This window comes from Bacteroides sp. An279 (assembly GCF_002159615.1).
Lineage (GTDB): Bacteria > Bacteroidota > Bacteroidia > Bacteroidales > Bacteroidaceae > Phocaeicola > Phocaeicola intestinalis.
In genome coordinates, this window is sequence record NZ_NFJA01000023.1 from 23,133 (window position 1) to 44,002 (window position 20,870).

The window sequence follows — 20,870 nt, forward strand, 5'->3', positions numbered from 1 at the left end:
CAAACCCAAACATATAAAGATTCATGAAAAACATTACTAAAATCGCACTGGCATCCATGATATGCACCAGTGCTGTACTGCAGACCGGCTGCCAGCAGACAAAGACTGCTCCCGCCATCCCTTCCGATCCGGAAATAGAGAACAACATCCGGCAATGGCTGGACAAGATGACACTGGAAGAGAAAATCGGGCAGATGTGCGAAATCACCATCGACGTGGTGACTGACTTCGAGGCGAGCCAAAAGAACGGATTTACTCTCGACAAGGCGAAACTGGACACCGTAATCGGAAAGTACAAGGTCGGCTCCTTGCTGAACGTACCGCTGAGCGTTGCCCAGACCAAGGAAAAATGGGCCGAATCTATCAGGCAGATTCAGGAACTCTCAATGAAGGAAATCGGAATCCCCTGCATCTACGGCGTGGACCAGATACACGGGACAACCTACACGCTGGACGGAACCATGTTTCCGCAGGGAGTGAACATGGCGGCCACATTCAACCGAGACCTCGTAAAACGGAGTGCGGAAATCTCTGCCTACGAGACCAAGGCCTGCAACATTCCGTGGAACTTCGCGCCGGTAGTCGATTTGGGAAGAGACCCGCGCTGGTCGCGCATGTGGGAGAACTACGGCGAGGACTGCTACGTGAACGCGGAAATGGGTAAAGCCACAGTGTCGGGTTTCCAGGGAGAAGACCCGAACCACATCGGCAAGAACAACGTGGCGGCCTGCATGAAGCACTACATGGGTTACGGAGTTCCCGTCTCGGGAAAAGACCGCACACCCTCGTCCATCTCACGGAGCGACATGCGCGAGAAGCATTTCACCCCCTACCTCGAAGCGGTACGCCACGGCGCACTGAGCGTGATGGTCAACTCCGGTGTGGACAACGGGATGCCTTTCCACGCCAACCGGGAGTTCCTCACCCAATGGCTGAAAGAGGATTTGAACTGGGACGGACTTATCGTGACCGACTGGGCGGACATCAACAACCTCTGCACGCGCGACCACATTGCAGCGACCAAAAAGGAAGCTATCAAGATTGCCATCAATGCGGGCATTGACATGTCAATGGTGCCGTATGAAGTAAGTTTCTGCGACTACTTAAAGGAACTAGTGGAAGAAGGCGAGGTGCCGATGAGCCGCATCGACGACGCCGTTTCGCGCGTGCTCCGCCTGAAATACCGCCTCGGTCTGTTCGACAATCCGTATTGGGACGTGAAGGAATACGACAAGTTTGGCTCGGAAGAGTTCGCCAAGGTCGCTTTGCAGGCTGCTGAGGAATCGGAAGTGTTGGTGAAGAACGAGGACGGCCTGCTTCCGATTGCCAAGGGGAAGCGGATTCTCCTCACGGGACCGAACGCCAACTCCATGCGCTGTCTGAACGGAGGATGGTCGTACAGCTGGCAGGGACACCGGGCAGACGAATGCGCGCAGGCTTACAATACAATCTATGAATCACTGTGCGACAAGTACGGGAAAGGGAACGTCATCTACGAGCCGGGAGTGACCTACGCTCCGTACAAGAACGACAACTGGTGGGAAGAGAACACGCCGGAAATCGGAAAGGCTGTGGCAGCCGCAAGTCGTGCGGACATCATCATCGCCTGCATCGGCGAAAACTCCTATTGCGAAACTCCGGGCAACCTGACTGACCTGAACCTCTCCGCCAACCAGCAGGAACTGGTGAAGGCGCTGGCGAAGACCGGAAAACCCGTCGTGCTCATCCTGAACCAGGGCCGCCCGCGCCTCATCAAGGACATCGAGCCGCTGGCCAAGGCTATCGTCAACGTGATGCTCCCGAGCAACTACGGAGGTGACGCGCTCGCCAACCTGCTCGCCGGAGACAGCAACTTCAGCGGAAAGATGCCGTTCACTTATCCGAAACACATCAACGCACTCGCCACATACGACTACAAGCCGTGCGAGAACATCGGGCAGATGGGCGGAAACTACAACTACGACTCGGTGATGGATATCCAGTGGCCGTTCGGCTTCGGACTGAGCTACACCACTTATAAATACGCCAACCTGAAGGCGGACAAGACGACTTTCAACGCCGATGACGAACTGACCTTCACGGTGGACGTGACTAACACGGGCAAAATAGCCGGAAAGGAAAGCGTGCTCCTGTTCTCGAAGGACCTGGTAGCGAGCAGCACGCCCGACAACATCCGCCTGCGCAACTTCAACAAGATTTCGCTGGAACCGGGAGAGACCAAGACCGTCACGCTGAAACTGAAAGGAAGCGATATGGCGTTCGTGGGCTACGACGGAAAATGGCGGCTGGAGGAAGGCGACTTCAAGTTCAAGTGCGGCGACCAGTGGATTGACCTGAAATGCAACGAGACCAAGGTCTGGGTCACGCCGAACAGATAAATGTACATCAAAACTCCCAAGGTATTTACGATTTCGTATATTCAAAGAACCGGTGACCAACCGATTATGCAAGGATCTCCCCGTCCGTAAAATCGGGACTGGTGTTGCAGCCGAATCTCTGGCAATGGAAACGTAGAGAAGACTTATAGACATCACAGATATACATATACAAATGACTTTTAAACCGTGAATCAGGAAACATTTTCACCTCCTGATTCACATAAATAATATTCAATCAGGAGGACAAAAACAATGAAAAGGAATCCATCGCCTAACATGACTGGCATACAAATCCGAAAGGTCTTGACATTTGCCATTATTTTCAATCTGACAATTTTTACGGCATGGGGACAGCAAAAATCCTGGACAGCCGACAACGGAAACGGAACATTTACAAACCCCTTGTTCTACGATGAATTTTCCGACCCCGACATGATTCGGGTGAACGACACATTCTATCTTGTAGGTACAACGATGCATTGTAACCCCGGTCTAGTTGTTCTGGTATCAAAGGATCTTGTGAATTGGGAATTCTGTAGCTACGCATTCGATCATATTCCGGTCAACGACCCCCGATTCCGCCTAGAAGACGGAAAAGAAGCATACGGGCAAGGCATCTGGGCTCCCTGTATCCGGTATCATGAAGGCAAATTTTACATATTCTCAAACATCAACGGAATCGGAATGCAGGTTTTCGTTTCTAAAGACCCGAAAGGACCATGGGAACATCACAATATGGGAGGAGCCACCCATGATGTTTCCGTATTGTTTGACAACGGGAAAATATATGCGATTTACGGCTATGATGAAGTTCATTGCATCGAAATCAAACCGGACTTGAGTGGCTTTGTGGAAGGCAGTGACCGGTGTCTTATCCCCCGTGGAAACGCTATGGGAGAAGGACACCACGCCTACAAAATTAACGGGAAATATTATATAATCAGTGCAGACTACGCGCCTATGGGACGGATGATGTGCGCACGTGCCGACAAACTGGAAGGCCCTTATGAAACACGTGTAATCAGCAACCGCGAAACAATGGGAACCGAACATTCCACATGGATCACGAACGTGCCAATGGACGGTGCCATGCCAGAGATGAAGAAATGGAAGATGGAAACCTACAAACCCAATGCAGACAATATGGGATGTGCGACACTTCACCAAGGAGGGATAGTGCAACTGGAAAACGGCGACTGGTGGGGATTCTCCATGCTGGACTTCCTTGCGGTCGGACGCACCACTTGCCTTTCACCCGTAACATGGGTGGACGGATGGCCGTATTTCGGACTTGAAAACAACCTGGGACGCTCTCCGAGAACATGGTTCAAGCCCGATGTGTCAACGAAAGTCACGCCCCACGCCCCATACGTCCGCAGCGACAACTTCGACTCAGGGAAACTATTGCCCGTCTGGCAATGGAACCATCTCCCCGATGACAGCAAATGGACCATAAAGAAAGGCAGACTCCGTCTGCACACGATGCCTGCCAAAGACTTCTATTGGGCAAAGAACACCCTGACCCAACGGGGTATCGGTCCGGTTTCCGTCACTACCGTAACGCTGGACGCTTCCCACATGAAAGAAGGAGACATTGCCGGTCTCGGACTGCTGAACATCCCTTATGAGTGGGTAGGCATCGCCGTAAAGGACAAAAATCCCTGCCTGCACTACTATAATCTGGGCACGGACGAAACTATAGAAATGCCTTTGGACCAACCAAGAATATTCCTGCGCATCACCGGCGACTTTGAGCACGAATGGGCAGAATTCAGTTACAGCTTTGACGGCGTCAATTTCCGGAATATAGGGAAACGGTTGCCCGTACCGTATCAGACCAAAATCTTTCAAGGCGCGAGATACGCACTGTTCGCATTCAACCGCCAAGGGAAAGAAGGCGGATATGCCGAATTCGACGATTTCAATGTGGAAGAGCCTCTTGCCGACCGCAGCTGCAATATCCCGTTGGGCAAGACCGTCAGTTTCCTGAACCTCGGCAACAGACAATGGATGCAGGCAAACCCGCGCAGAATGGTCTATTCCGTATGGGAAGACATGAAAAAGCGCAACCCTTCCGACTGTATGTTTGAAGTGCAGGACAGAGGAAATGGAAAAGTCGTCCTCAAGGCCGTAAACGGGACAGGCTATATGACCGTAGCCGGTTTGGGCATGTCCGGTGACTTACGCCTGTCTCCGGTGGAAACGGAGGATTGCCTGTTCATGTGGCAGGACATGCTCCACGGACAATGTATGCTGATGTCATTGAAGACACACCGCTATGTAGGGCTTGATCCTGCATCGGGCGAAGCCTATGCCGTCGACTGGCCGGGAACATCGGCAAGCCGGATGAACGGAACCGTATTCCTCTGGGAGGAAGTGGGAAGCAACGGCAAATGAAAACCGACATACATGAAAGACGACTGCCAAAGTCCGACATTCGTCCGGAGAAGGGGGTGTGCTGAAATAAAAATGACTTTTTATTTGACACACCCCCTCTGCCCGACGCAAGTTCCGACTTACAGCAAGCACACGAAAAGGAACAACACACGCAATGATTCCAAAAGTCCGTTTCCCTGCCTACAATACCCTCTGAAACGGGTATGAAAAAATTCAGGCAACATTCCAGACATCTGAAAAAAACATTCAAACATCCTATTCTGAAAAAACAACACACCTCAAAAACATCCTAGCATCCGCTTCGGTACAACTTTTCTTACATTTGTCTAAAAAAAACAAACAGACAAGAAAACAGAAACAATTCGGTTAATTTTTAAAATATTGTATCATGAAAAACAGTTTTAGAACAAGGCACAGAAGTCTTTATCTGTGGTGCATTGCATGGACCTTACTTTTATTTGGTCCTGTTAATCTCACTTCCGCTAGTCCGCTTCAAAACAGGACTGTAACAGGGACAGTTACATCCAGTACAGATGGAGAAGGACTTATCGGCGTCAGTGTACAAGTAAAAGAAAGGCCCAACGTAGGAACAATTACCGATCTAGATGGAAAGTATTCCATTCAAGCCCGTTCCAACGAGACACTGATTTTCTCCTACATCGGCTACCAAACCCAGGAAATCAAGGCGAACAAAACGATTGTTAATGTACAGTTGAAAGAGGACTCAAAAATATTGGATGAAGTAGTTGTAGTAGGTTACGGTACGATGAAAAGAAGTGACCTGACAGGTGCAGTGACTTCCATTAGCGAAGACGAAATCAAACAGTCGGTCATCACCTCACTTGACCAGGCACTTCAAGGCCGTGCCGCCGGTGTATCCGTCACCCAGAACTCGGGAGCTCCGGGCGGAGGTATCTCCGTCAGCATCCGCGGTATCAACTCACTCAACGGAAACGAACCGCTCTACGTTATAGACGGTGTAGCTATATCCGGAAACAACAGCACTAATTCAAGCGTCCTTTCAGCCATCAATCCGTCCGATATCGTATCCATGGAAATTCTGAAAGATGCTTCTGCTACAGCCATCTATGGTTCGCGCGCATCAAACGGTGTCGTTCTGATCACAACGCGCCAAGGACAAGCCGGCAAAACCAAAATTTCATACGAAGGATACTATGGATTACAGCAACTTCCTAAAAAACTGGATGTCATGAACCTACGCGAATATGCAGAATATCAAAACATGCGTGCCGATATAATAGGATTCGGTGAACGTGAAGAATTTGCTGATCCCAGTTTGTTAGGAAATGGAACAGACTGGCAGAATGAGATCTTCCAAAACGCATCCATGCATAATCACCAGATAAATATATCCGGTGGTAATGACAATGTAAAATATTCCATATCCGGCGGGTATCTGAAACAAGAAGGAATCGCTATCGGTTCCGACTTCGAGCGTTTCTCCGCACGTGTCAACATCGACAACAAGATCACAAAATGGCTATCTACGGGACTGAGAGCTTCCGTTGCAAAAACGACACAACACAATACGATAGACAATGGCAACATCATCCGCACAGCCATCGAACAATTACCAGATACACCAGCGCGTAACCCGGACGGAAGTTGGGGAGCACAAGAAACAGAAAATTTCGGAACTTATTTTGCCAATCCGGTTGCAGAAGCCCTTTTACGTGAAAACTATGACAAAGGAACACAAATGTACATTGACTTTTTTGCAGACCTGACACTATGGAAAGGACTCGTATTCCGTGCAGAATATGCCGGAAATTATTCTTACAGCAACAATTATTACTATCAACCGTTTTATGACTATGGGCACTATACACAAACCTCAGAAGGAAGACGCAGTGCCAACAATGGTTCCAACTGGACTCTCAAAACTTTTCTAACTTACAACGGAACATTCGGGAAACACAACATTTCGGCAATGGTCGGTCACGAGGCACAAGAAAATTCATGGGAGAATCTTCAAGGAAGTCGTCAAAACTACATATTCAACACGATACACGAGCTGAATATGGGGGATGCAACTACAGCCAAAAACAGCAGTGGCAGAGGTTCATCTGCCATTGAATCCTACTATGGAAGATTCACTTACGGATATGACGAACGTTATCTTGCCACATTTACACTTCGCGGTGACGGGTCGTCCACTTTCGGTCCTGCTAACCGTTGGGGTGTATTCCCCTCCGTTGCATTGGCATGGAGAATCAACAACGAAAAATTCCTGAAAAATGTAAAATGGCTGAACAATCTAAAGCTGAGACTCGGATGGGGACTGGTAGGTAATCAATCTGCCGACAGCTATGCATATGGAGTGACAATGGCATCAGCTGCCAGTATCTGGGGAACAGGATTCTATGCAGGTAATTATCCAAACGATAAGCTTAAATGGGAAGAAACAAAAGCATACAATGTCGGACTTGACTTAAACCTTTTCGACAATAGAGTAGAATTTATATTCGATACTTACTTCAAGAATACAGACAATCTATTAATGCGTGCTTCTCTTCCCACTTACGTAAGTGGAATTATCCAGTCTCCTTGGGTAAATGCAGGCGCCATGCAAAACAGAGGAGCTGAATTTACATTAAACACAGTCAATATTTCTACCAAAGATTTCGTATGGAGGTCGGGGCTAACCATCTCTTTCAACAAAAACAAGATCACTGACCTCTATACGGAAACTTCAAGCATGTCTGGAGTTTTAGATGCAACACAAACTCTGACCCTCTCCGTTGTGGGGCAACCGGTCGGACAATTTTATGGCTATAAAGTAACCGGAATGTTCAAAACAGAAGATGACTTTTATCAAAGAGACGGGAACGGAAATTTCCTTCTTGATAAAAACGGCAGTCGGATTCCAGTTGCCCTCCCGGAGAACCAGCATATCGCTCCTGATGAAACTTGGGTAGGCGACTTCATCTTCGAAGACCTGAATAAAGACGGAGTAATAGACGAGCAGGACCGTACTTTTTTAGGAAATCCGGAACCTAAATTCTCATACGGATTCAACAATACGTTCACTTATAAAGGTTTTGACTTAAACATCTTCATCAATGGTGTTTATGGTAACAAACTACTCAATTTGATTCGTCAAGATTTCACAAACCCGATGAGAAACAGTAACCTGTTGGAAGAAGCGACAGGTATAGCAAAAGTAGAAGTGATAGACCCCAACTCACCGTCTGATGCCATTTGGAATGTACGAGTCAGCAATCCACAATCTGCAACTGTACAACGTCTCAGCACCGTAGACGCCAATGACAACAACCGTATGAGTGACCGTTTCGTAGAAGATGGATCTTATCTGCGTATCAAGAACATTTCGTTAGGATACACTTTTCCACAAAAATGGATTCGTAAATGGAAAATAGAGAATCTGAGAATCTATATGAATATCCAGAATGCTTTTACATTCACTAAATATAAAGGTTATGATCCGGAAGTCGGAGCATATAACTACAACGTATTACTGCGAGGAGTAGATTCTGCACGCTATCCGTCACAACGTATTTATACTTTTGGATTGAATCTAAGTTTCTAATATAAACATAAAAAACGCATAACAATGAAAAACAAAATATTATCAACACTGCTTGTATTCGTAGGCATTTATTTGTCCGGATGCAAAGACAGCTTTCTAGATAGAACTCCTGAGAGTTCATATACCGCCGACAATTTCTATGCTTCAGACGAAGCACTTGAAGCGGCGACAGCTCCATTATATAATCGAGCATGGTTCGACTACAACAGTAGACCCATTATGTATTTAGGCAGCACACGCGCCAATGATTTTTATAGTCCATGGGCTTTCCCCGAATTTACAACATTCCAAGTGACTGCACTAAGCGAGGATTTGGCGAATGCATGGAAATCATTTTACAGTGTAATTACAATGGCTAATCAAACTATTAATGATGTCAATACTAAATGTACAGCAGATGTAAGTGAAGAGGCAAAAGTAAAAGCTATCGCTGAATCACGCCTGATGAGAGCTTGTGCTTATTTCTATATGGTTAGAGCATGGGGACCTGTCATCATTATAGAAGATAACCAAAAAATTGTAGATAATCCCGTACTTCCGTTAAACCGCGAAGAGGACGTATTCCAATTCATTATAAATGACTTGACTTACGCTTCTGAAAATCTTCCAGAAACAGCAAGCCAACAAGGAAGAGCAACCCGTTGGGGTGCTGAAGGAATGCTGGCAAAAGTCTATCTGGCACGTTCCGGCTGGAAGAAAGGAGGACAACGCGATGAAGGGGATCTGGAACTCGCCAGACAATACGCCGCAGATGTCTGCGACAACAGCGGACTGGAGCTCCTCCCCAACTATGAAGACCTGTTCAAATACAAATTCAAAAACAACGAAGAATCATTGCTTGCCATGCAATGGGTACCGCTGGGAGAATGGGGAGTTTGTAACACTTTATTGTCTGAACTCGCTTTTTCTCCAGAAGTAGTAGGAGGAGTAAATGCCTGGTCAGGCTTTTATGGCGGTATAGACATGCTCGAACAATATGAACTGGCAGATACTTTACGTCGAAACGCAACGTTTTTCACCAACGGGTCCTATTATCCATATATTTGTATGGCAGACGGAGGGTATACCTATACAGGAACCGGAACGCCTATAAAAAAAGGAGTACCGGGAGGACCGGATGATGACAACGACGGTTATGTAGCTGCCATGAACTCACCCCTCAACACCTATATCCTGCGCCTGGCAGATGTATACTTGACCTATGCGGAAGCTTGTTTAGGTAACAACGAGTCCTTGAGTTCAGGACCGGGACTGGAATATTTCAACAAAGTACGCTACAGAGGATTTAACGGAAAAGGGAGTTGGAGAAAATCTTCCATTACATTTGATGACATCATCAAAGAACGGAGAATAGAGCATTGTGCGGAATTCAGCAATTGGTATGATATGGTGTCATGGTATTGCTGGCAACCTCAAAAAATGTTATCCTATTTCAACAATCAGAAACGAGGATATAGAGCAGATGTCACTATAAAAGACAAACAAGGATATTTACATTTCGGAAACCGAGATTCAGAAGGTAATTTTCAAGAAGGACCAGACCATTGGACAGCTCCAACTGTAGAAATTAACATCACAGATAATGATATATTCCTTCCCTATCCGGAATCTGACGTTATCCAGAATCCATTGTTGAGAGAAGAACCGGTTCCTTATACTTTTAACGAATAAACTAAAAAGATTATGAAAAAAATAATTCATACAATAATCCAAAATGGATGGTCAAGCCTACTATTGTTGACCATATTCTTTGCGTTTACCACCACTTCCTGTAAAAATAATGAAGGAGATGGAAACGGAACGCCTGTCATCAAATATATCCGACTCACTGATCCTGCATTAGCAGACAGTACATTTACGGATGTAAATCCGGGAACAATGATTGCAGTTATCGGAGAAAATTTAAGCGGTGTTATGGAAGTCTATATCAATGGACAAGAAATCAGTTTTAATTCTACATATTCAACCCCTACAAGTCTGATTATTTCAGTCCCATACGATGAGGATTTTAAACTATCCGGTCCCAATCCGGAACTACCGGCCGAATTGCGTATCGTTACAAATCATGGAACTGCCGTGTTTCCGCTACATGTGCTTTCACCAGGACCGAGTATAACCCGAATTGCCGCCACCTACCCACTACAGCCTGGTGATTCCATCACTCTGATCGGTGCTAATTTTTATGAGATACAGCATCTTTATTACACGACAGACTCTGTTAATGTGACTCAAGAAATAACGAACTATCAAATCAATAGCGATTTTGAGGAGCTTACATTTGCAGTGGGAGACCAAATGACTCAAGATGGATGGATTATTTTAGATTGCTACACAGACGATGCAAGCATAGAGTTTAAACCGAACGGGCCCAAACCTATAATTACAAATATCAGTTCTATAATGCCGGTAGTCGGAAGTGAAGTAACAATAACTGGCCAAAACTTCATAGAAGTTTCAAACATCAACATAAACGGAGAATTTGAAGTTCCGGGAGAGGATGTAACAGTTTCTGAAAGTTTCGATGAACTTACGTTTATCATGCCACAAGCACCTACACATTCCGGTCATATTACCATCACATCAATAGGCGGAACGACTGAGATGGAAGAAATATTCTATCCAATAGAAAATGTAATAATAGATTATGATGGAATCGGTAGCTTCAGCTGGGGAACTGATCCTCCGTTTGTAGCAGACGGAATAAATCCGCCATATGTTTCAACCGGCAATTGCATAGGAGCAAAAGGTACGATTGACTCCAGCAACCTATTTTGGTGGAAACAGTTCATCAATACAGCAAAATGGCCTTCAACCGATGTTATTCCATCATACACCCAGATTTCTGAACTGGAACTCCAATTTGAATGTTATCTGGAATTACCCATGGATGGCCCAGTCATCCAAATTTCAATGGGACATCCCAACGGCACTGATACGGGGGGTGATCCATATTTTACATTAGAAAACTATGTACCCATCAACAGTTTTACAGAAGAAAGTGAAACCGGGAAATGGATGCAATGTTGCATTCCGTTAACAAAGCTTGTAGAAGAAAAGACCTGGGGTGAGTTCCTGAACAACAAGATAAGTGACGAATTGAATTTCTATATTAATTATCCCGGCCTCACTAAAGCCACAAATGTAGAAATATATGTAGACAATATCCGGATTATTCCCATCAAACAAGAAGAAGATTAACCATATAAACTGAAAATATATGAAAACGAAAACAACATACCTTTTTCTGCTCCTTATGACAATGGTCCTTGGACTACAGTCCTGCAAGGACGACAAAGTGGACGGAGCGGTTTTCTCGCTCAGCATTGACGGACAAGAATCGACAAGCATCACGTTCGGCTACGGACAGACTTTCGTCATGGCGAAGCTTTCCTCCAATACGGGATGGAGCCTGTCAAGCGACCAACCCTGGTGTACCTTGTCAAATGTATCAGGCGACCCGACTGACGAACAATACATTAAAATCGCGGTAGAAAGGAATACAACTGATGCGGGACGTACAGCAACCATAACCATGAACGCAGGCGGAAATATCCGTCAGTACACAGTCACTCAGACCTCAAAGAATGCGGAGACTTACCCTGTGGGAATGGAAAAGGATGCCATCGAAACCATCAAGTCCATCCAGATGGGTATCAATCTGGGGAACACGCTGGAAGCTACAGGCGGAGAGGAAGCCTGGGGAGCCCCTCATACGACCCAAGCTATAATTGACCAAATGAAAGCATGGGGCTTCAATGCCATCCGTGTCCCCTGCTCATGGAACCAGTATCTGGAAGCTGACGGCATAACCATCAAACCAGACTGGATGAACAGGGTCAAGGAAGTGGTGGACTACTGCATGAATGCAGACATGTACACTATCATAAACATCCACTGGGACGGAGGATGGATGGAAGGTTCCTGCGATGCTTCCATGATGACCTCCGATGCCATTGCAAGAGTGGAAGCAAAAGTATATAAATTATGGACACAGATAGCCACCACATTCAGAGACTACGACGGACGATTGCTTTTCGCGGGAGCTAACGAGCCTGTGGTAGAAAGCCGTGAAGACATGGCAGTCCTCAACAGATACGAACAGGCGTTTGTGCATGCCGTCAGAAGAACAGGTGGGAACAACCTTTACCGCAATCTTGTCATCCAAGGCCCGCGGACCGACATCAACAGAACGGACATGTGGATGGAATTGCCGGAAGATACTGTCTCAGCACGTACAATCGTGGAAGTACACTATTACGACCCGTTCAATTTCTGTCTGAATGAAGAAGAGGAGACCAGCACTTATTTCTGGGGAAAGCCGTACGCCCAATACGGACCCATCGACGAAGGATGGCAGGAAGAGCACGTATGTAAACAGTTCGACAAGATGAAAAAGAAATTTGTGGACAAAGGGATACCTCTCGTATTGGGAGAATACTGCTCCATGTACCGCACACACCCAGTCGATTCACTTCAAGAGATTTGTCATGAGTCACAAGGCTACTTCACAGGCTATGTTACAGAACAAGCCAAGAACAACGGACTGGCTCCTTTCTTATGGGATATACAAAATGGAGGGCTGTTTGACCGCAGTACCGGAACGATACTGCTGCCGACTGTGTACAACCAGCTGAAAGAAGGAGCGGAAAGAGGACAATATCCATACTGAGATAAATCTTAAACTCAAAGGCACAAAGACACATAGGCCTTCAAACTACTGTCTCGCAGGCTGTGTGCCGATGTGCCTTTGTCTATTCACCGAAAACAAGACCAAGAAACATGAAGAAACTGGCATTCTATCTGATCACACTATTGTTCCTGACAACAGGAAATAGCCTTGCACAAGGATATAAAAATCCGGTCATTCCCGGATGTCATCCCGATCCGAGCATCTGCAAGGCAGGAGAAGACTACTATCTTGTGAACAGCTCGTTCGAATATTTTCCGGGAGTTCCTCTTTTCCACAGCAGGGACCTCGTGAACTGGGAACAGATCGGGCACGTGCTGAACCGGGAATCCCAACTGAAAATCAAAGGAGGAAACATGTGGGGCGGCATCTACGCACCCACTATCCGCTACAATGACGGTACTTTCTATATGATTACAACCAACACTTCAGACAGGGGAAACTTTCTGGTATATACCGATAACCCGTATGGAGAATGGTCGGACCCTGTCTGGATCAGACAGGGAGGCATCGACCCTTCACTCTATTTCGAAAACGGCCGCTGCTATCTGGTGAGCAATCCCGATGGTGCCATCTGGCTCTGCGAAATCAACCCGAAGACAGGAGAGCAGCTTTCCGAATCGAAGCGTATATGGGGAGGCACAGGAGGACGTTTCCCCGAAGGACCGCACATCTACAAACGCGACGGATGGTATTACCTGATGATAAGCGAAGGCGGAACAGAATACGGGCACAAGGTGACCATCGCCCGCAGCCGGAACATCGGAGGCCCGTATGAGAGCAATCCTGACAATCCGATTCTGACCCACATCAACCAGAACGCAGAAAACAATCCGATACAGGGAGTCGGCCATGCCGATATGGTGCAGGCACACGACGGTTCCTGGTGGCTGGTATGCCTCGGTTTCCGCACGCAAAACGGACAGCACCACGTGCTGGGACGCGAAACATTTCTGGCTCCCGTCGCATGGAATGAAGACGGATGGCCTGTCGTAAACGGAGACGGTACCATCAATCTGGATATGAAAGATGTCAAGACACTTCCCCAAACCACCGTCAAAAACAGTCCGGACTGGGATTTCAACAATCCGCAGTTAGGAGCGGAATGGAACTGGATTGGCATCCCAGACAAAAAAAACTATTCGCTCACGGAGAAAAACGGATTCCTCCGCATAAAAGGAAGCGAAAAAAAACTGGATGACTACGGCTGTTCACCAACATTCGTGGGACGCAGACAGGAAGACATCGATTTCCAGGCCACCACAAGAATGCAGGCAAGAGGAAACGGAAACGCCGGAATGACTGTCTACCTTTGTCCTTCCGCCCACTATGACCTGTTCGTTTCCGAGAACAAGCTGAAGCTGCGCTACCGCCTGAGCGAACTCTGCTACGAAAAGGATATCTGCCAGGTGCCTGATGATTTCATTTATTTGAGAATCAAAGGAGATGCGGCCACATACACCCTGGCTTATTCTACAGACGGCACACATTACACTGAAGCAGGACGTATGAATACCCGTTATTTGAGCACTGAGACCAACGGAGGGTTCACCGGTGTCTATCTGGGACTTTTCGCCGAAGGGCAAGGATATGCGGACTTTGACAATTTCAAATACATGCCTGTCGTTCCGGAAGTTTCTCCAAAACTGACTTCAAAAGACGCGAACCCGATATTGGATTTCATGTTTACCGCCGATCCGACAGCAATCGTCCACGACGGACGACTGTACGTCTACGGCACAAACGACCAGCAACAATATGAAGCAGTGGGACGTGACGGCAGAAACACGTATGAACACATCAAAACACTGGTCATGATGTCAACGGACGACATGGTGAATTGGACTTATCACGGTCTGATCAAGACAGACAGCATCGCGCCATGGATTGTGGCATCATGGGCTCCGTCCATCGTCAAACGGAAAGAAAAAGACGGAAAGACACATTTTTACCTCTATTTTTCCAACAGTGGAGTAGGCACTGCCGTACTGACCTCCACTTCTCCTGTCGGTCCGTGGTCCAGCCCGCTCGACAAAAGCCTCATCGACGGGAACAATCCCGAGTTGGGTGACTGTAGGGTTCCTTTCGACCCCGGAGCCGTCATTGACGACAAAGGTATCGGATGGTTGGCCGTAGGCGGGTCATGCGCACGCATCATGCGGTTAGGAAAAGACATGACAAGCATTGACAGCCCGATAGTACCCATCTATGCTCCCCATCATTTTGAGGCAAATGAACTGAACTTCATCAACGGGACTTATGTATATACATACAATACCGACTGGCAGGACTACAGCGACTGGCCTTTCCCGACCGAAAAGCCGACCACCTGCTGCATGACATACATGACCAGCAAGAACCCGCTTGACAGCTGCAGCTGGGAATACCGTCACAATTACCTGAAAAACCCGGGAGAATACGGCTTCGATTTCAGCAACAACCACACCCATCTGGAAAAATACCGAGGGAAATGGTACATTTTCTACCACACGATGAGTCTGCAGCACAGTTACAATACGGACGGAGGGTTCCGCAACATTTGTGTAGATGAAATCAAGGTGGACGAAAAGAACCTCGACATCCACATGGGGAACCAGACACTGAAAGGCGTGGAACAGATACAGCCCATGAATCCGTTCACCATCCAGCAGGCATCCACCGTTGCAGCCACTCAGAAAATCCGGTTCGTACAGGGGGAAGAGCCCGGCGAGATGCTGGCGGCGACCGTCTCCGGCGAAACAGGCATTCTGTGTGTAAGAGGAGTAAAGTTCGGGAAAGCTCCTTCCGCGCTGCAGGTGAAAGCCTGCGGACAGGGAACGATCGAAGTACGCCGCAGTACTCCGGAAGGCGAACTCCTCGCCTCCGTCAATATAAACAATACGGAGATGCAGGTTCTGGAATGCAAGCCTTCGGCAAAGATAAAAGGAACAGCCGACCTGTTCTTCATATTGAAGGGAAAACAAATCGAATTCAAATACTGGACATTCAAATGAGCATGAGTCACAAGAAACTGACTACCCGCATTCTGGCCGCAGCCGTCCTGTTCTGTATGCTGGGACACAGCACCATCATCCGGGCACAGCGCGAACGGATCCGGCTTGACGAGGACTGGCAATTCGCCTTCGGGAACGCCGCATCGCCCGAAAAGGACTTCGGGTGCGGAACGGAAGCCTTCAACTACCTCACCAAAGCCGCATCCGTACACAACACGGGACCATACTCACCGAAATTCGACGCTTCGGGTTGGAAGCGCGTGGATGTCCCGCACGATTGGGTGGTGGATATGCCCTATTCCAAAGATGCCAGCCACAGCCACGGCTACAAGACCGTCGGGCACAAATATCCCGAGACGAGCGTGGGATGGTACCGCAAGACTATAGCTATCCCGGAGACGGATAAAGGCAGGCACATCTACCTGCAGTTCGACGGCATCTTCCGCGACTCCCGCGTCTGGGTGAACGGATTCTATCTGGGCGGAGAACCCAGCGGATATGCCACTCAGGTGTATGACATCTCCGAATACCTGAACTACGGAGGAGAGAACCTGATTACCGTCCGCGCGGACGCAACCATGGAAGAGGGATGGTTCTACGAAGGGGCGGGAATCTACCGCCATGTCTGGCTGAACAAGACATCTACGCTCCATGTGGCCCCATTCGGCACATTCGTCCGCAGTACGCTCAAAGAGCCGTATGACCGGGCAACGCTCACCATAGAGACGACAATGGAGAATTCCGGCACGGAGACGGTTCCCTCCTACCGTCTGCGCCACACGCTGCTTGACAGGGAAGGCAGGGAAGTGAAGAGTTACGAACAGGAGGGAAGTCCGCTGGCACCGAAAACCATGCAGACAATCTCCACTGAACTGACTGTAGACAATCCAAGATTGTGGAGCGTGGACACGCCCTACCTCTACAAGGTGCGCACAGAAGTATTACGTGACGGAAAGCTCGTGGACACCTACATGACCACCACCGGAATACGTGACATCCGTTTCGACGCGGACCGGGGATTCCTGCTGAACGGGAAATCCCTGAAGCTGAAAGGAGTGAACATGCACCAGGACCACGCCGGAACCGGGGCCGCAGTTCCCGACGCGCTGCAGACTTTCCGTCTGAAACGTCTCAAGGAATTCGGATGCAACGCCTACCGCTCTTCGCACAATCCCATGACTCCGGAACTGCTGGACGCATGTGACAGTCTGGGCATCCTGGTCATCGAAGAAAACCGCCTGACCGGGGTCAACGAGGAACATGTCCGCCTGCTGAAACGCATGATAGAACGGGACCGGAACCATCCGAGCATCATCCTATGGAGCGTGGGCAACGAGGAATGGGGGATGGAATGGAGCGGACAGGGAGAGCGTGTCGTCGCCTCCATGCGTGCATACTGCCACCGCTTCGACCCGTCGCGGCTCATGACCGTGGCTTCCGCCGGAGGTCCGTCCGTGCTGATACCCGCGGACGTGGCGGGCTACAACTACATCCTTCAGAACCCGATAGACAAATACCGGACGGAATACCCCAAACGCATCGGTATCGGCACAGAGGAAATCTCCGGATGCGGAACGAGGGGAATCTATTACGACAACACGAAGGAGGGACACATAGCCACACTCAACCGCACCCCTGACGAAAAGGACGGAACGCTGAACCGCATCGGACGGGGATGGAGGTTCTACGACGAACGTCCCTGGCTCGGAGGACTGTTCTACTGGATAGGATTCGACTTCCGCGGCGAGCCGAACCCCATCGGATATCCGCAGACCGGCTCGCACAAGGGAATCTTCGACTACTGCGGATTCCCGAAGAATGAGGCATGGTACCTGAAGGCGTGGTGGACGGACGAGCCCGTGCTGCACATTTTCCCCCACTGGAATCTGGAAGGACACGAAGGGGACAGCGTGAGCGTATGGGCGTACAGCAACTGTGACGAGGTGGAACTCATAGTCAACGGAAAGAAACTGGGACGCAAGCCGATGCCGGAGAACGGCTATCTGTCGTGGGAGACGGTCTACCGGCCCGGGACGGTGAAGGCCGTCGGCTATCGGAACGGAAAACGCCTGCTGGTCCGCACCGTGCGCACCGCCGGAGCGCCGCGGCGCATCCTGCTGGACGCGGACCGTGACACGATATGCGCGGATAACCGTGACGTGGCGGTCGTCCGCGTAGAACTTCAGGACGGGAAGCGGAACTTCACCCCGGCCGCCTGCGTTCCGCTCAAGCTGACGGTGGACGGCCCGGTACGCATACTCGGCGTGGGCAACGGAGACCCGGCCTACAAGGAGGACGAGCGTCCGACGAACCGCAACGCCCGCACCTACCATGTGAAGACGTTCAACGGCTTGGCGCAGATTCTCCTCCAGAGCGACGGCGGAACCGGAACGGCTACGCTGACCGTGGAGGGGGAAGGCATCGGAGCCTCCACCCGCGAAATAACGTGCGCGCGGTAGGGAAAAGTAGCAAAACGTCAGGAAAAAAGCCGATACCGCCCGAGGACAACACTAATCATACAGGATAAGTACTGTTCCCTGGCGGGAAAGTATCAAAACGTCAGGATAAGTGTTGCCCCCGGCGGGGACGGTGCTTATCCTGCAGGATTGGAGCTGTCAGAGGTCAGGACAGCCGTGCCGGACTTGCGCACGACCGGAAGATTCATTATTTTATAACGAAAAAAAACGAACGATTGCATTCATCAACAAAACCATACAAAACTTTCACCATGAAAAGACAAATCGCATTATTCGTGCTCGCGCTGGGGGGCGCATCCCTCTGGGCGCAACAGGCCACGGTTTCCGGACCGGACAACCTGCTTAAAGTGGACATATCAGTGACGGACGGCAATCCGTTCTATTCAGTGACCTACCGGGGGAAAACTATCCTCGAGAACTCCCCCCTCGGCTTCGTCTCGAACGTCGGCGACTTCAGCCGGGAGATGACCTACGCCGGACAGAAGTCCCGTACCGTCGAGGAGAACTACCGGCTGGACCGCATCAAGCGTTCGGAGGTCGCATACCGTGCCAACGAACTGACGGTGACCCTCGAAAACGCGGAGAAGAAGCCGGTGGACGTGACTTTCCGAGTGAGCGACAACGACATCGCCTTCCGCTACGAGATGCCGCGCTACGGCGAGACGGGCAGCATCGTCATCAAGCGTGAGGCCACGGGATTCGACTTCCCGTCGCACACCACCGTGTTCCTTACCCCCCAGAGCAAGCCGATGATAGGATGGAAGCGTACCAAACCGAGCTACGAAGAAGAATACATCACGGACGCTCCCCTCACCACCCGCTCCCAGTTCGGCGAAGGGTTTACCTTCCCCGGCCTGTTCCGCATCGGCGATGACGGATGGGCATTGGTGAGCGAAACCGGTGTAGACTCAAGGTATTGCGCCTCGCACCTGAGCGACGCCACGCCGGAAGGCCTGTTCACCGTCGCCTTCCCCATGCCGGAGGAGAACAACGGGAACGGAACCGTCGCCCCCGGCCTTGCCCTGCCGGGCTCGACCCCGTGGAGGACAATCACGGTCGGCGACAACCTCAAGCCGATAGTCGAGACCACCGTCCCCTGGGACGTGGTGGAGCCGCGCTACGCTTCGGAACACGTCTACCGGTACGGCAAGGGCACATGGAGCTGGCTGGTATGGCAGGACGCGAGCATCAACTACGACGACCAGGTGAAATTTGTCGACCTTGCCTCGGAGATGGGTTTCAAGTACACACTGGTCGACAACTGGTGGGACACGAACATCGGCAAGGACGGAATCGAGCGGCTCGTCTCCTACGCACGCTCTAAGAACGTCGACCTGTTCCTCTGGTACAGCTCGAGCGGCTACTGGAACGACATCGTGCAGGGACCGACCAACCGAATGGACAACCCCATCGAGCGCAAGAAGGAAATGAAATGGATGAAGAAGATAGGCGTGAAGGGCATCAAAGTAGACTTCTTCGGAGGAGACAAGCAGGAGACGATGCGCCTCTACGAAGCCATTCTGAGCGATGCGGACGACTACGGGCTGATGGTCATTTTCCACGGATGTACACTTCCCCGCGGATGGGAGCGCATGTACCCCAACTATGTGGGCAGCGAAGCGGTGCTCGCCTCGGAAAACTTCATGTTCAGCCAGCATTATGACGATATGGAAGCGTTCAACGCCTGCCTGCACCCGTTCATCCGCAACACGGTAGGCTGCATGGAGTTCGGTGGCAGCATCCTGAACAAGCGGTACAACCGCACGAACGACGGAGGCGCAATCAGAAAGACCACCGATGCATTCCAGCTCGCTACAGCTGTCCTCTTCCAGAATCCGATACAGAACTTCCCCATCACGCCGAACAACCTGACCGACGCTCCCCGTCCCGCACTGGACCTCGTGAAAGAAGTGCCTACCACATGGGACGAGACTGTGTTCATCGACGGCTATCCCGGCAAGTTCTGCGTACTGGCCCGCCGCCACGGTAACCGCTGGTACATCGCCGGAATCAATGCCGGGAAAGAACCCTTGAAGCTGACCTTGAACCTTCCTATGCTCAGCGAAGGGGACGAAGTGTCGTACTATTCGGACACGAAAGACCGCATCCTTCAGACGGGAAAGACAAGGATAAAGAAACCGTCCGGAGTGAAAGTGACCATCCAGCCCGAAGGCGGGACAGTGCTGGTGAAATGACAGTCTCCCGCAAGAGCGAATCACCTAAATCAAACGACAATGAATCTGAAAAAAATATAATTATAAGAAACTGTTTTGAATTGATTCAAGAATAATGTTATAAGCATCTTCAGATCTCAAATCAGCCGGTCAATTGGAAAAATGTTATATCTTTAAAGGTACCAAACAATAA

8 protein-coding genes and 2 pseudogenes are annotated in these 20,870 nt (G+C 49.5%); all 10 read left to right on the forward strand.

Annotation, left to right across the window (positions count from 1 at the left end):
• Window positions 1-23: 23 nt before the first annotated feature.
• Complete coding sequence (locus B5F78_RS06065; RefSeq protein ID WP_087208896.1) at window positions 24-2,378, forward strand: glycoside hydrolase family 3 N-terminal domain-containing protein; 2,355 nt, start codon at window positions 24-26, stop codon at window positions 2,376-2,378.
• 252 nt (window positions 2,379-2,630) lie between these two features.
• On the forward strand, window positions 2,631-4,775 hold the full coding sequence (locus B5F78_RS06070) for a glycoside hydrolase family 43 protein (RefSeq protein ID WP_239473392.1): 2,145 nt from the start codon (window positions 2,631-2,633) through the stop codon (window positions 4,773-4,775).
• A 388-nt stretch (window positions 4,776-5,163) separates the two neighbouring features.
• On the forward strand, window positions 5,164-8,346 hold the full coding sequence (locus B5F78_RS06075) for a SusC/RagA family TonB-linked outer membrane protein (protein ID WP_087208900.1): 3,183 nt from the start codon (window positions 5,164-5,166) through the stop codon (window positions 8,344-8,346).
• A gap of 24 nt (window positions 8,347-8,370) precedes the next feature.
• Entirely contained in the window at window positions 8,371-10,017 is a 1,647-nt protein-coding gene (locus B5F78_RS06080; protein WP_087406287.1) for a RagB/SusD family nutrient uptake outer membrane protein, read from the forward strand.
• Between the two features lie 12 nt (window positions 10,018-10,029).
• Window positions 10,030-11,544, forward strand: a complete 1,515-nt coding sequence (locus B5F78_RS06085; protein ID WP_087406288.1) for a glycan-binding surface protein — start codon at window positions 10,030-10,032, stop codon at window positions 11,542-11,544.
• A gap of 19 nt (window positions 11,545-11,563) precedes the next feature.
• Window positions 11,564-13,015 carry a cellulase family glycosylhydrolase gene (locus B5F78_RS06090; protein ID WP_087208906.1) on the forward strand — a complete coding sequence of 484 codons (1,452 nt, stop codon included), beginning with the start codon at window positions 11,564-11,566 and terminating at the stop codon, window positions 13,013-13,015.
• A 110-nt stretch (window positions 13,016-13,125) separates the two neighbouring features.
• Window positions 13,126-14,649: pseudogene (locus B5F78_RS17560) on the forward strand (glycoside hydrolase family 43 protein); the annotation flags it as partial.
• Window positions 14,650-14,757: 108 nt separating this feature from the next.
• A pseudogene (locus B5F78_RS17780) lies at window positions 14,758-16,026 on the forward strand (glycoside hydrolase family 43 protein); the annotation flags it as partial.
• A gap of 2 nt (window positions 16,027-16,028) precedes the next feature.
• Window positions 16,029-18,485, forward strand: coding sequence for a beta-galactosidase GalA (gene galA / locus B5F78_RS06100; protein WP_239473391.1), 2,457 nt, complete (start codon window positions 16,029-16,031; stop codon window positions 18,483-18,485).
• A gap of 269 nt (window positions 18,486-18,754) precedes the next feature.
• Complete coding sequence (locus B5F78_RS06105; protein ID WP_087406290.1) at window positions 18,755-20,698, forward strand: glycoside hydrolase family 97 protein; 1,944 nt, start codon at window positions 18,755-18,757, stop codon at window positions 20,696-20,698.
• Window positions 20,699-20,870: the final 172 nt, after the last annotated feature.

Excerpts from the sequence above, each read along its gene's own strand:
- B5F78_RS06065 (WP_087208896.1), top strand. The coding sequence starts at position 24 with ATGAAAAACATTACTAAAATCGCACTGGCATCCATGATATGCACCAGT.
- B5F78_RS06070 (WP_239473392.1), top strand. The coding sequence starts at position 2,631 with ATGAAAAGGAATCCATCGCCTAACATGACTGGCATACAAATCCGAAAG.
- B5F78_RS06075 (WP_087208900.1), top strand. The coding sequence starts at position 5,164 with ATGAAAAACAGTTTTAGAACAAGGCACAGAAGTCTTTATCTGTGGTGC.
- B5F78_RS06080 (WP_087406287.1), top strand. The coding sequence starts at position 8,371 with ATGAAAAACAAAATATTATCAACACTGCTTGTATTCGTAGGCATTTAT.
- B5F78_RS06085 (WP_087406288.1), top strand. The coding sequence starts at position 10,030 with ATGAAAAAAATAATTCATACAATAATCCAAAATGGATGGTCAAGCCTA.
- B5F78_RS06090 (WP_087208906.1), top strand. The coding sequence starts at position 11,564 with ATGAAAACGAAAACAACATACCTTTTTCTGCTCCTTATGACAATGGTC.
- galA (WP_239473391.1), top strand. The coding sequence starts at position 16,029 with ATGAGTCACAAGAAACTGACTACCCGCATTCTGGCCGCAGCCGTCCTG.
- B5F78_RS06105 (WP_087406290.1), top strand. The coding sequence starts at position 18,755 with ATGAAAAGACAAATCGCATTATTCGTGCTCGCGCTGGGGGGCGCATCC.